The sequence below is a fragment of the Terrabacter sp. Ter38 genome, assembly GCF_024519435.1.
In the GTDB taxonomy this organism is placed as follows: Bacteria; Actinomycetota; Actinomycetes; order Actinomycetales; family Dermatophilaceae; genus Terrabacter.
Genome location: NZ_JALJRZ010000006.1, coordinates 147,434 through 159,946, shown reverse-complemented (window position 1 = coordinate 159,946; position 12,513 = coordinate 147,434). Strand labels below are relative to the sequence as shown.

Below are 12,513 nucleotides of genomic sequence, written 5' to 3'. Positions count from 1 at the left end.
GATGGCCCGCAAGAGCGCCCGCCCCGGCGGGCACGACGACGACGCACCCGTCTTCGTCATCTCCGTCGCGGCCGAGCTGGCCGGCATGCACGCGCAGACGCTGCGTCAGTACGACCGGCTCGGCCTCGTCTCCCCGTCGCGCACGCGCGGTGGCGGACGGCGCTACAGCACCCGCGACGTCGAGCTGCTCCGCGAGGTGCAGCGCCTCTCGCAGGAGGGTGTCTCGCTGGCCGGCATCCAGCGCATCCTCGACCTCGAGAACCACGTGACCGCCCTTCGGTCACGGGTCGAGGAGCTCGCCACCGAGCTGGCGGCCGCCCAGGCTGCCCTCTCGGCCGGCGCCCGGGTCTTCGCGGTCGGTTCACGTGGCGAGGTCGTCGCGGTCCGCCGGGGGCAGCGACCCCCACGTGCGCCGTCGTCGCAGGCCCTCGTCGTCTGGCGGCCGGAACGTTAGCGTCCCGACTCCCGGCACTTCTCGCGTGTGTCAGACTGTGCTCGCCTCGAGCAGACGGGGCATGCCGTCGTAGGATGCCGCCGGCGGCAGCTTCGTGACCCCAGTCCCGGAGGTCGAGTGACCCCGCACCACCCCGAGGGCGGCCCCTCGGGCGCCCCCCTGGTCAGCCCGCACGACGGTGTGCCGCGCCAGGGCGAGATGCTCGACCTCTTTCGTCGCACCGACTGGTCGGCGACGCACCTCGGCCCCGTCGAGGCATGGCCCGCGAACCTTCGCATGCTGGTCGACGTCTGTCTGTCGTCCCGCTTCCCCATGCTCGTCTGCTGGGGCCCGGACCTCTCCATGCTCTACAACGACGGCTACCGCGACCTCCTCGGCGAGAGCAAGCACCCCGGGGCGTGGGGTCGCCCCATCCGTGAGGTATGGCCCGAGATCTGGGACGTCATCGGACCGATGCTCCATGGCGTGGCCAGTGGCGGTCCCGCGACCTGGGTCGAGGACGAGCTGCTGGTCGTCGACCGTTACGGCTTCCTCGAGGAGGCGTACTTCACGTGGTCGTTCGGCGCGGTCCATGATGACGACGGTCAGGTCGCCGGCGTCCTCGACATCGCCACCGAGACCACCGCCAAGGTGCTCGCCGAGCGGCGCGACGAGATGTCGGCCCGGCTCGTGGCTTCCTTGGCCGACGCCGAAACGCGCGAGGACGTCCGTGACCGCGCGCTCGAGGTGCTCGGCTCCCAGGTCAACGACCACCTCGCGAGCGCCATCCGGTGGCACGGCGAGGGGGACGAACCGCAGAGCGGCGCCGTCGACGGGCACGTCGTGCACGTCGTGCCCGTCGTCGAGCCCGGCCTGCTCGAGCCGAGTGCGTACCTGCTGCTGACCGAGAACCCGCGACGTCCCTGGGATGCCCCGCTGCAGGTCTACGCGGAGCTGTGCGCCTCGCACGTCGCGATGGCGTTGAGTGCCATCCGTCGTCTTCGGGACGAGCGGGGCCGCTCCGAGGCCCTCGCCGACCTCGACGTGGCCAAGTCCGACTTCTTCGCGAACGTCAGCCACGAGCTGCGCACGCCCCTGACCCTCATCGCCGGGCCGGTCCAGGATGCGCTGGCCTCCGGGGGACTCGACCCCGAGCAGCGTCAGCGCTTCGAGCTGATCCGCCGCAACACCGACCGACTGGCCGGTCTCGTCGACCGCATCCTCGACCTCACCCGCGTGGAAGCCGGTGCGGTCGAGCCCCACTGGGTCCCGGCCGACGTCGAGGAGCTGACGACCGGCATCGCCGCGAACTTCCGACCCGCCATCGAGCGCATGGGGCTCGAGTTCGAGGTGGTCTGCGACGACCTCGACCACGAGGCCTACGTCGACGTCGACATGTTCGAGCGCATCCTGCTCAACCTGCTCTCGAACGCCCTGAAGTTCACGGCCCGTGGCCGGATCTCGCTGTGCCTGACCGGCGACGGCGACGGCTACTCGGTGTCGGTCACCGACACCGGCATCGGCATCGCCGAGAAGGACCTCGACCTCGTCTTCGACCGGTTCCGACAGCTGGACCGCGGCGACGACCGCCGGTCGCGTGAGGGCGCCGGTATCGGCCTGTCGCTCGTGCGCCAGCTCGTCGACCTGCTCGGGGGCCGGGTCGCCGTGCGGTCCCAGCCGGGGCACGGCAGCACGTTCACGGTGTCGCTCCCGTGGGGCCGCGCGGCCGAGCGTGTCGCGTTGCGTCCCTCGATCCGGCCGCGCTCGGCGGAGTCCTTCATCAACGAGGCGAACAGCTGGGTCATCCGAGACGAGGTCGCGGCCGAGATGGAGTCGGCCACCGACGGGGCGGCGCACCTGCCCGGCCCGGCCTCGCCGACCCCGAGGCCCGACGAGGTGCGTCCGACGCTCCTCGTCGTCGAGGACAACCACGACATGCGCGACTACATCGCCCGGCACTGCGTCGTCGACTACGACGTCGTCTCGGTTCGCGACGGCGTGGAGGCCCTCGACCATCTCCGCACCCGGCGCCCGTCGATCGTCCTCGCCGACGTCATGATGCCGCGCATGGACGGCCTGACCCTCGTCCGGGAGATCCGGGCCGAGCCGAGCCTGCGCGACCTGCCGGTCGTCCTGCTCTCGGCCCGGGCCGGCGTCGAGGCCAGCACCACCGGGCTGCTCGAGGGCGCCGACGACTACGTCGTCAAGCCCTTCCAGCCCGAGGAGCTGCGCGCGCGCCTCGCCGCCAACCTCCTACGCGCGCGGTCGCGGTCGCGAGACGCCGCCTGGTTGCGCGCCATCCTCGGCGCCATCCAGGAGCCGTTCGTCGTCGTCGACGGCGAGGGCCTGGTCGTCCAGGTCAACGACGTGTTCACCCGCACCTTCGGCTGGTCCCTCGCCGACGGCCCCCTCGTGCCGCCGTACCCCTGGTGGATCCCCGAGTCGGAGTCCCCCGACGAACGCCGTGAGCACGGTCGGAGGATGGAGCTGCTCCGGTCCGGCCGCCCCGTCGACGACGACCGCTACCGCATCCTGCGTCGTGGTGGCGGCGAGGCATGGGTCCACATCCGGTCGGCGAGCGTGCCCGCCACGGCCGAGCACGAAGGCTTTGTCATCGTCGTCGTTCGCGACGAGACGCGCGAACACGAGTCCCGCATGCGGCGCGAGCTCGCGGCGCGGATCGCCGTCGACCTCGCGGTCGCCGAGGAGCTGGACCAGGTGCTCGCCACGGCCGTCACGGGCTTCACGGTGCTCTTCGACGGCGCCGTCACCCTGGCCGTCTCGCCGACGAAGGGGGAGGCGGTCGTGCTGTCCCCGCGCGGGCGTGTGGCGGTCGACGACCTCGAGCCCGGCCCACGTCGGGGGCTGGAGTCCTCACCCCACAGCCACGACGTCCTCGTCGGCGACAAGCGCGAGGGCCTGCTGCTCCTGCCGACAGCCCACGAGTCCGACTGCCGCGGCTGGGTGCAGTTCGACGAGCCGCGTCTGGTCTCGAGCGACGAGCTCATCGTCGGTGACCTGCTCGCGCAGTCGCTCGGTCAGGCCGTCGACCGCGTCGTCGCGCGGCAGGCGCGCGCGCAGAAGGAGCGCCAGCTCGAGCAGGCCATCGAGAGTCATCGGCTCATTGGCCACGCCGTCGGCGTCCTCATCGAACGCCACCGGATCACGGCGACGCAGAGCTTCGAGATGCTGCGGCAGGCCTCGCTCAACCGCAACGTCAAGCTGCGCGAGATCGCGGCGCGCGTCGTCGAGAGCGGGCAGGACCCCGACCAGGCCTGACCGCCGCCGAGACCCGAGACCCGACCTCCGGGGTTGCGGGCCTCGGAGGTCACGTGCGTGCGGTCCTGTGCCGCGGGGGAGCTGGTCGGGATCGGGCAGTTGCCCCGTGTCGTGTTTTGTCGGGTGGCGCCACGGGATGCAACACTGTGCTGCCTCCAAGTTCGCGGGCCTTCCCACGCATACCCTGGAGGCCCCGTGACCGACCTGCGTCCGGCGACCGCTGCGAACGATGACGGCGATCCCGACGCCGCCGGGCGGATCACCGCCGCCGCGCGGCAGCTGGTCCGCTCCGAGGACCTCGAGGAGGCGCTCTCCGTGGCCGCGTCGGCCATCGGAGACGTCCTCGTGGGCGAGGCCGTGATCCGCGTGACCGCGACCCACCACGACCTCCTCGCGAGCGCATCGGGTGTCGTCCCCCCGTCGGCGCTCTCACCCGCCGTGCGCGAGGTCCTCGCGGGCCCCGTCGACGTCGACGGGACGGCGGTGGACCCGGGAGCCGGCGGCGGGACCCGCGGGCTCCTCCTCGAGTCGTCGGGCATCCACGCCACGTGCCGCGTCTGGGCCGGCGTGGGGTTGATCCCGGGACCAGGTGCGACCGAGCGAACGGTCGCCGAGCTGCTCCTGCACTCACTGGCGCAGGCGGTCGACCGGATCGTCACCGTCGACCGCTTCCGCGAGAACGAGGCCAACCTCGAGCGCGCCGTCGAGAGCCACCGGCTCGTCGGTCAGGCCATGGGCATCCTCATCGAGCGCCACCGGATCGTCTCGGAGGAGGCCTTCGACGTGCTGCGGCGCGCGTCGCAGGACCACAACGTCAAGCTGCGTGTCGTCGCCCAGCGCGTCATCGAGACCGGTGCGGAGCCGGACGAGGTCGTCGGTCGGTCCTAGGCTGGACGAGTGAGCAGCACGGACGATGTCGAGCACCTCATCGTGCTGCCGGAGCGCGACGCCGCCGAGGAGCTCGCCGACGAGCTCGAGGCCGAGGGATGGGCCGACGTCCGGGTCGTGCGTGAGGCGCTCGCGGGCGAGGACGACTCCGAGGCCCACGAGTGGGCCGTCCACGTGCGCACCCCTCCCGACCCGGCGTACGCCGCCCGCTTCCAGGCGCTCGCCGCGGCCCACGACGGGTGGTACGACCCCGATCCGCTCGTCTGAGCGCACGACACTCACGACCGATGGGGTCGTCGGCATCCCGGACGTAGCACGAAGTTGAGTGGAATAGACTCAAGTCAGCGCCCGTTGATCCCAGTGAACCGACCCCCTCACCAGGAGTACGCATGGACCTACAGCTGACCAACAAGGCTCAGGAGGCCTTTGCCCAGGCCGCGACGACCGCGACCGGCAAGCACCACCCGAACATCGAGCCGGCACACCTGCTGCTCGCGTTGGCAGCCCAGAGCGGCACGACCACCCCGGCCCTGCTCACCGCCGGGGGCTCGAGCGTCGCAGCCGCGACCGCCGCCGCCGAGCGCGCCATGGCCGCGATGCCGCAGGTCACCGGCGGCGCCCAGCAGCCGCAGCTCTCGGCCACGGCCGGACGCGTCGTCCAGCAGGCCCAGCAGTACATGACGGCGATGGGCGACTCCTACGTCTCCACCGACCACCTCCTGCTCGCGCTCGCGCGCACGGGCCAGTTCGGCCTCGACGCCGACGCCATCGAGGCGGCCATCCCCACGCTGCGCGGAGGTCGTCCCGTCACCTCCGACAACCCCGAGGGGACCTTCGAGGCGCTCGCGAAGTACGGCACCGACCTCACGGCTCGCGCTCGCGAGGGCAAGCTCGACCCCGTCATCGGTCGCGACGCCGAGATCCGCCGCGTCGTCCAGGTCCTCTCACGCCGGACGAAGAACAATCCCGTGCTCATCGGCGAGCCCGGGGTCGGCAAGACCGCCGTCGTCGAGGGCCTCGCCCAGCGCATCGTCGAGGGCGACGTGCCGGAGAGCCTGCGCGACAAGACCCTCTACAGCCTCGACCTCGGCTCGATGATCGCCGGGGCCAAGTACCGCGGCGAGTTCGAGGAGCGGCTCAAGGCCGTCCTCGAGGAGATCAAGGGCAGCGACGGCCAGATCGTCACCTTCATCGACGAGATCCACACCGTCGTCGGCGCGGGCGCCGGCGGCGAGGGCGCCATGGACGCCGGCAACATGCTCAAGCCCATGCTCGCCCGCGGCGAGCTCCGACTCGTCGGCGCGACGACCCTCGACGAGTACCGCAAGCACATCGAGAAGGACGCCGCCCTCGAGCGCCGCTTCCAGCAGGTCTTCGTGGGCGAGCCCTCCGTCGAGGACACCATCGCGATCCTCCGCGGGCTCAAGGAGCGCTACGAGGGCCACCACAAGGTGACGATCGCCGACTCGGCGCTCGTCGCCGCGGCCAGCCTGTCCGACCGCTACATCAGCGGGCGCCAGCTGCCCGACAAGGCCATCGACCTCATCGACGAGGCCGCCTCCCGGCTGCGGATGGAGATCGACTCGAGCCCTGTCGAGGTCGACGAGCTCCGGCGTGCCGTCGACCGGCTCAAGATGGAGGAGTTCGCCCTCGAGCAGGAGAGCGACGCGGCGAGCAAGGACCGCCTCGAGCGCCTGCGCAAGGACCTCGCCGACCGCTCCGAGGAGCTCGCGGCCCTCAACGCCCGCTGGGAGGCCGAGAAGTCCGGGCTCAACGCCGTCGGTGACCTCAAGGCGCGCATCGACGACCTGCGCACCCAGGCCGACCGACTCCAGCGTGAGGGTGATCTCGGCGCCGCCTCCAAGATCCTCTACGGCGACATCCCGACCCTCGAGAAGGAGCTCGCGACCGCCCAGGAGCGGGAGGAGGCCGCCACCACCGGCGACGACGAGCCGATGGTCAAGGAGGAGGTCGGCGCCGACGACATCGCCGACGTCATCTCCGCCTGGACCGGCATCCCGGCAGGCCGGCTCATGGAGGGTGAGTCCGAGAAGCTGCTGCACATGGAGCAGCACATCGGCGCCCGGCTCATCGGCCAGGCCGACGCGGTGCGTGCGGTCTCCGACGCGGTGCGCCGCACCCGCGCCGGGGTCTCCGACCCCGACCGGCCGACCGGCAGCTTCCTCTTCCTCGGACCCACCGGTGTCGGCAAGACCGAGCTGGCCAAGAGCCTCGCCGACTTCCTCTTCGACGACGAGCGGGCCATGGTCCGCATCGACATGTCGGAGTACTCCGAGCGGCACTCCGTCGCGCGCCTCATCGGGGCGCCCCCCGGCTACGTCGGCTACGAGGAGGGTGGCCAGCTCACGGAGGCCGTCCGCCGTCGCCCCTACTCCGTGATCCTCCTCGACGAGGTCGAGAAGGCCCACCCCGAGACGTTCGACATCCTGCTCCAGGTCCTCGACGACGGGCGGCTGACCGACGGACAGGGTCGCACCGTCGACTTCCGCAACGTCATCCTCGTGCTCACCTCCAACCTCGGCTCGCAGTTCCTCACCGACCCGACGCTGAGCCCCGACGCACGACGCGAGTCGGTCATGGGCGTCGTGCGCTCGTCCTTCAAGCCCGAGTTCCTCAACCGCCTCGACGAGGTCGTCGTCTTCGACGCCTTGAGCCGCGACGACCTCGCCCGCATCGTCGACCTGCAGGTGCGGGCCTTCGCCGAGCGTCTCTCCGACCGGCGCATCACGCTCGAGGTCACCGACGACGCGCGCCAGTGGCTCGCGGGCCGCGGCTACGACCCGGCCTACGGCGCCCGGCCGCTGCGACGCCTCGTCCAGCGCGAGATCGGCGACCGACTGGCCCGCGGCCTGCTTTCGGGCGACGTGCGCGACGGGTCGGCGGTCACCGTGGGTGTCGACCCCGACGGCGAGGCGCTCGACCTCGTCTGACACACGGCCCTCAGCGAGTGAAGAGCTCTGCGTCCCAACCGAACTCACGGGCGGCCGCGACGTTGTCCTCGCGGTCGTCGGTGAACCAGACCTCGGCGCGGGCCACCACGCGCCCGAGGTCGGCCTCGATGGCGCGGTGGGCGGCGGCATACGCCATCGGGTCGGGCTTGGCCACGCCGAAGTCGGTGGTGTTGAGCAGGCCGTCGAAGAGCCGGTTGATCCCGAGCAGCTCCATCTCCTGCGGCACCTGGTCGGTGCCGTTGGTGAAGACGTACGTGCGGTGGCCGCCCGCGCGCAGCTCCTCGAGGCGCTCGACCGTCTCGTCGATGACGGTGCCGCGGTTGGCGTGCCACCGCGTCATGTGCTCGCGCACCCGCGCCGGCTCGGGGACGACCTCCTCGAGCGCGGCGCAGATGGCGGCATACCACTCGTCGAAGGTGCGCCGGCCCGTGATCGTCGGCAGGAGCAGATCGCTGGCGAAGGCCGTCGCCGCCACGTGCCCGGCGGGCAGCCCGAGGGCCGCCTCGATCGCGGGGTCGGCGTCGCCCGGGGCGAAGTCCCGGACGACGCCGTCGAGGTCGAAGACGTAGGCGGTGTGGTCCCTCACACCGTCGAGTCGCGCTGCTCGTGCTCGTCGGAGGAGGTGGTGTCGGCCGGGTCGAGCTCGTCGGGGCGGTCGGCCCGACGGCTGCTCCGCGTCTCGGCCGGGCGCTCGACGCTGCCCGCCGAACGCGGCTGGTCCGTCCACGACGCGGTGCCCTCGTTGACGCTCCCGTCGGCGCGGCCGGTCACGACGTCGGCGACGGACGGGCCCTCGCGCTCACGCCACTCGGCCTCGCGGCGCGACAGCTCGGCCTCACGGGTGTCGAGGCCCTCGTGGCGAGCCGACAGCTCGCTCTCGCGGCGGCGCAGGTCCTCGTCCCGCAGGCCGGCCTCCTGGAAGCGACGCTCGTGGTCGAGGCGCGCGGCCTCGGCGTTCTCCTCGAGCTCGGTGACGCGGGTCGCCTCCTTGTCCTCGCGGCGCAGGCGGGCGCGGCGGCGGGCGGCGGCCGAGACCATGGCCCAGCCGAGCGCGAAGAGCAGGACCGCGGCTGCGCCGTAGACGACGAGCTCGAGCGGCGTCGCGTTGCGCGTGAAGCCGAAGGCCGTGACGGCGACCGTCCCGGCGGCGGCGTGGGTCGCCAGGTAGGCGACGACGCCGACTCCGGCGCCGACCAGCAGCAGGATCACTCCGAGCAGGGCCATGGGTTCGTGCTCCTTCGTCTGGTGGCGGGGTTGTCCCGCCGTGATCGTCCCCGACCCTAGCCATACCCACATTGCCGCGGCGGACCGAGGGGAGAGGCCTCCTCGGTTAGCCTGACCCCCATGCGCATCACGGGAACGCTCGCCGCCGCTGCCCTCTCGGCGCTCTGCGTCGTCGGGGTGGCCTCCTGCTCGAGCAGCCCGGACGGGTCGACGCCGACGGCGTCACAGCTCTCGCCGGCGCAGCAGCTCGCTGCCGCCAAGACCAAGGTCGACGCGGCCCCCTCGGTGCACCTCGCGCTCGCGAGCAGCAACGTCCCGCAGGGTGCCAGCGGGGTCGTGTCCGCCGACGGCTGGGGCAAGCACCCACCGGCGTTCAAGGGCACCTTCAAGGTGACGCTCAACGGCATCCAGGCCGACGCCGACATCACGTCGCTCGACGGCGACGTCTACGCCAAGCTCCCCCTCGTCCCCGGCACGAACAAGATCGACCCCAAGACGTTCGGCCTTCCCGACCCAGCCGTCCTCTTCTCACCCGACAAGGGGCTGACGACGCTCCTCACCGCGACGACCTCCCCGGTCGCGGGCGAGAAGGTGCGGAAGGGCTCCGAGGTGCTGACGACGATCACGGGCAGCGTGCCGGGCAAGGCGGTCACCGACCTCTTCCTCATCGGCGACCCCAACGGCACGTTCCAGGCGACCTACGGGCTCACGGACTCCCAGGAGCTGCGCCAGGTCGTCATCACGGGCCCGTTCTTCGGCCCCGGCACGACGTCGACGTACACCCTGACGCTCGACCAGTACGGCAAGCCCGTCGCCATCACCAAGCCCTGACGCGCCGGTGACGTCACCACACCTGTCCGGGGCCGCTGCCGGCACGCACCGCCTCGCGCTGCTGTCGGCCGCGTCCGCCGCGGTCGCCCTGGCCGCCGCCGACACGTACGTCGTCGTCCTGGCGCTCACCGACATGATGGCCGGCGTCGGCATCGGCATCGACGCCCTCCAGCGGGCGACACCGATCATCTCCGGCTTCCTCCTCGGCTACATCGCGGTGCTGCCGCTCATCGGCCGGCTCTCCGACCTGCTCGACCGCCGGCGCATCCTGCTCGGGTGCCTCCTCGTCTTCGTCGTCGGCTCGGCCGTCACGGCGCTCGCCGTCGAGATGCCGGTGCTCGTGACCGGTCGGGTCCTCCAGGGCATCGGTGGCGGAGGTCTCGTCCCGGCCACCCTCGCCCTCGTCGCGGACCTCTGGCCGCCGCACCGGCGTGGGACGCCGCTCGGGGTCGTCGGCGCCGTGCAGGAGCTCGGCTCCGTGCTCGGCCCGGTCCTCGGCGCGGTCGTGCTGGCCTGGTCCGGATGGCGGGCGATCTTTTGGCTCAACGTCGCCGCCGCCCTCGTGCTGTACGCCGTCATCCACCTTCTCGGTCCCCGCGGGCGCTCGCGGGGGTCGGCTGACGTGACCCGCCCGGGTGCTGCGGGTAGCCGCCGCGTCCTGTGGGCGATCACGGCGGTGCTGCTCGTCGTCGGTCTCGCCGTCACCGGACTGGCGCTCGCAGCTCCCGAGTCGCTCGTCACCGACGTGACCCTCGGCGCGCCCTTCGTGCCCTTCGCCGGCAGCTCGCGTGTGCTGACGCCGGTCGGTGTCGTCGGCCTCGCGCTGCTCGCCGTCGTCGCGGTGCTGACGGCGCCCCGGTGGTGGGCCGTCCTGCGGCGGGCCGACCTCGTCGGCGCGCTGCTCGTGGCGGTCGCACTGGGCAGCCTCGTGCTGACCTTCGCGTCGTCCGACCCGGAGAAGGAGGTCGTCGGCCCGCTCGGCTACAGCCTGCTCCCCGTCGGCGCCGTCGCCCTCCTCGCCCTCGTGTGGTGGCACCGTCACGCGGCGGACCCGCTCATCCCTCGTGGAGTCGTCGGGGCGCGGGGCGGCCGCTCGCTCGTCGTCAGCCTCCTCGTCGGGGCGGCCCTCGTCTCGGTCGTCGTCGACGTGCCGCTCCTCGCACGGCTCACCGACACCTACGACGAGACCGGCGCGGCGCTCGTCCTCGTCCGCTTCCTGCTCGCCGTCCCCGTCGGAGCCCTCGTCGGCGGCTGGTCGCTGCGCCGTCTCGGTGACGGTGCCGTCGCCGGCGCCGGCCTGCTCCTCGCCGGGGTCGGCCTCGTCGTGATGTCCCGCTGGACGCTCGAGTCGGTCGGCGACACCGTGCCGGCGACCGTCGTCCTCGTCGTCGTCGGCCTCGGGATGGGCCTCGCGCTCGCGCCCGTCAACAACGCGGCGCTCGCCGACTCCCCGGCCGACGCTCACGGGGTCGCGAGCTCGCTCGTCGTCGTGGCCCGGATGGTCGGCATGGTCGTCGGGCTCGCGCTGCTCACGTCGATCGGGCTCAACCGCTACTTCGAGGCGGTGCGTCGGCTGCCGGACCAGCTCGACACCGATGCCCTCATCGGGGCCGGCGTCGTGCAGGTGCAGACGGTCTTCCTCGGGGGCGCGATCGCCGCCCTGCTCGGGGCTGGCATGGCCTTCACCCTCGGTGTCAGCGGCCGCACGGGCGAGAGCGCGCCGGCGGACGCCGACGCTCCCCGCTTCGTCGCCCTTTGAGACGTTCGACGCGCACCTGCCCGCCAAGGGCTGACCCCCGACGTTGGTGACGTCGGACGAGCGGCCGGACCCGCCCCGCCCCGCTCCCTACGTCAGTGCTGCACGGGATGCACCCGTGACGCAGGGACGGCAGGGCGGCATGCGACCGTTGGGCCTGCCCGACGAGCGGGTGGTGACGGGACGGGTCGCGGGGACGTAGCGTCAGGACATGAACGGCGGGCCGGGGGCTCACAGCGGTCCGCGGGCGGTCGTGGCGCCTCACGTGTCGGAGCCCGTCGGCTCGACGTCCTCGGCGACGCCGACCTGGAAGACGACGGGCGCGTGGTCGGAGGCACCCTTGCCCTTGCGCTCCTCGCGGTCGATGGCGGCCCCGACGACGCGGTCGGCGAGGGCGGGGGAGCACAGCGCGAAGTCGATGCGCATGCCCTGGCGCTTCTGGAAGCGCAGCTGCGTGTAGTCCCAGTAGGTGAAGGTGCCGGGCTCGCTCGTGTGCGGGCGCACGACGTCGCGGAAGCCGGCGTCGACGACGCCCTGGAAGGCGGCGCGCTCACCGGGCGAGGTGTGGGTCTTGTCCTCGTAGTAGGGGACGCTCCACACGTCGGCGTCCGTCGGCGCGATGTTCCAGTCGCCGAGCAGGGCGATCTGAGCCCCGGGGTCGTCGGCCAGCCATCCGCGGCCGGCAGCCGCCAGCGCCTCGAGCCAGCTCAGCTTGTAGGCGAGGTGCGGGTCATCGAGGGAGCGGCCGTTCGGGACGTAGAGGGACCACACGCGTACGCCGTCGCACAGCGCGCTGATGGCGCGCGCCTCGGGCGCGACCGGGTCTCCCCAGCCCGGCATCCCGTCGAACCCGACCTGCACGTCCTCGAGACCGACCCGCGAGACGACGGCGACGCCGTTCCACTGGCTCAGTCCGTGGTGGGCGACCTCGTAGCCGAGAGCCTCGAACCGCTCGAGGGGGAACTGGTCGGCGCGCGCCTTGGTCTCCTGGATCGCGAGCACGTCGACGTCGCTCCGCTCGAGCCAGGCGGCGACGCGGTCGACGCGGGATCGGATGGAGTTGACGTTCCAGGTGGCGATGCGCACAGTCGGCCACCCTAGACCGCCGCGCCGACGGCCGGTCCCTAGGG

At 72.5% G+C, this 12,513-nt stretch carries 10 protein-coding genes; 7 read left to right on the top strand and 3 right to left on the bottom strand.

Annotated elements, in window-relative coordinates:
- Position 1: 1 nt before the first annotated feature.
- The 5 genes from NR112_RS14000 (at position 2) to clpB (ending at position 7,551) form a co-directional block, all read left to right on the top strand.
- Positions 2-454 (top strand): heat shock protein transcriptional repressor HspR, encoded by a 453-nt coding sequence (locus NR112_RS14000; RefSeq protein ID WP_256794918.1) that lies wholly within the window; start codon positions 2-4, stop codon positions 452-454.
- A gap of 117 nt (positions 455-571) precedes the next feature.
- On the top strand, positions 572-3,712 hold the full coding sequence (locus NR112_RS13995) for an ATP-binding protein (RefSeq protein ID WP_256794917.1): 3,141 nt from the start codon (positions 572-574) through the stop codon (positions 3,710-3,712).
- A gap of 195 nt (positions 3,713-3,907) precedes the next feature.
- Positions 3,908-4,600, top strand: a complete 693-nt coding sequence (locus NR112_RS13990; RefSeq protein ID WP_256794916.1) for an ANTAR domain-containing protein — start codon at positions 3,908-3,910, stop codon at positions 4,598-4,600.
- 9 nt (positions 4,601-4,609) lie between these two features.
- Positions 4,610-4,867, top strand: coding sequence for a hypothetical protein (locus NR112_RS13985; RefSeq protein ID WP_256794915.1), 258 nt, complete (start codon positions 4,610-4,612; stop codon positions 4,865-4,867).
- A 122-nt stretch (positions 4,868-4,989) separates the two neighbouring features.
- On the top strand, positions 4,990-7,551 hold the full coding sequence (clpB, locus tag NR112_RS13980; protein WP_256794914.1) for an ATP-dependent chaperone ClpB: 2,562 nt from the start codon (positions 4,990-4,992) through the stop codon (positions 7,549-7,551).
- Between the two features lie 10 nt (positions 7,552-7,561).
- Here clpB and NR112_RS13975 read toward each other — a convergent pair whose 3' ends face one another.
- Positions 7,562-8,158, bottom strand: coding sequence for an HAD family hydrolase (locus NR112_RS13975; RefSeq protein ID WP_256794913.1), 597 nt, complete (start codon positions 8,156-8,158; stop codon positions 7,562-7,564).
- Positions 8,155-8,796, bottom strand: coding sequence for a hypothetical protein (locus NR112_RS13970; protein WP_256794912.1), 642 nt, complete (start codon positions 8,794-8,796; stop codon positions 8,155-8,157). Before NR112_RS13970 ends, NR112_RS13975 begins: the two co-directional genes overlap by 4 nt.
- Positions 8,797-8,916: 120 nt before the next feature.
- On the opposite strand from NR112_RS13970, the gene NR112_RS13965 reads away from it, so the two are divergent.
- Both NR112_RS13965 and NR112_RS13960 read left to right on the top strand, forming a co-directional pair.
- Positions 8,917-9,627: an LppX_LprAFG lipoprotein gene (locus NR112_RS13965; protein ID WP_256794911.1), complete on the top strand. Its 711-nt coding sequence runs from the start codon at positions 8,917-8,919 to the stop codon at positions 9,625-9,627.
- A 7-nt stretch (positions 9,628-9,634) separates the two neighbouring features.
- The gene (locus NR112_RS13960) at positions 9,635-11,386 is read left to right on the top strand and encodes an MFS transporter (RefSeq protein ID WP_256794910.1); all 1,752 of its coding nucleotides are present in this window, start codon (positions 9,635-9,637) and stop codon (positions 11,384-11,386) included.
- Positions 11,387-11,644: 258 nt separating this feature from the next.
- On the opposite strand, the gene NR112_RS13955 is transcribed toward NR112_RS13960, so the two are convergent.
- Positions 11,645-12,469: an exodeoxyribonuclease III gene (locus tag NR112_RS13955; protein WP_256794909.1), complete on the bottom strand. Its 825-nt coding sequence runs from the start codon at positions 12,467-12,469 to the stop codon at positions 11,645-11,647.
- Positions 12,470-12,513: the final 44 nt, after the last annotated feature.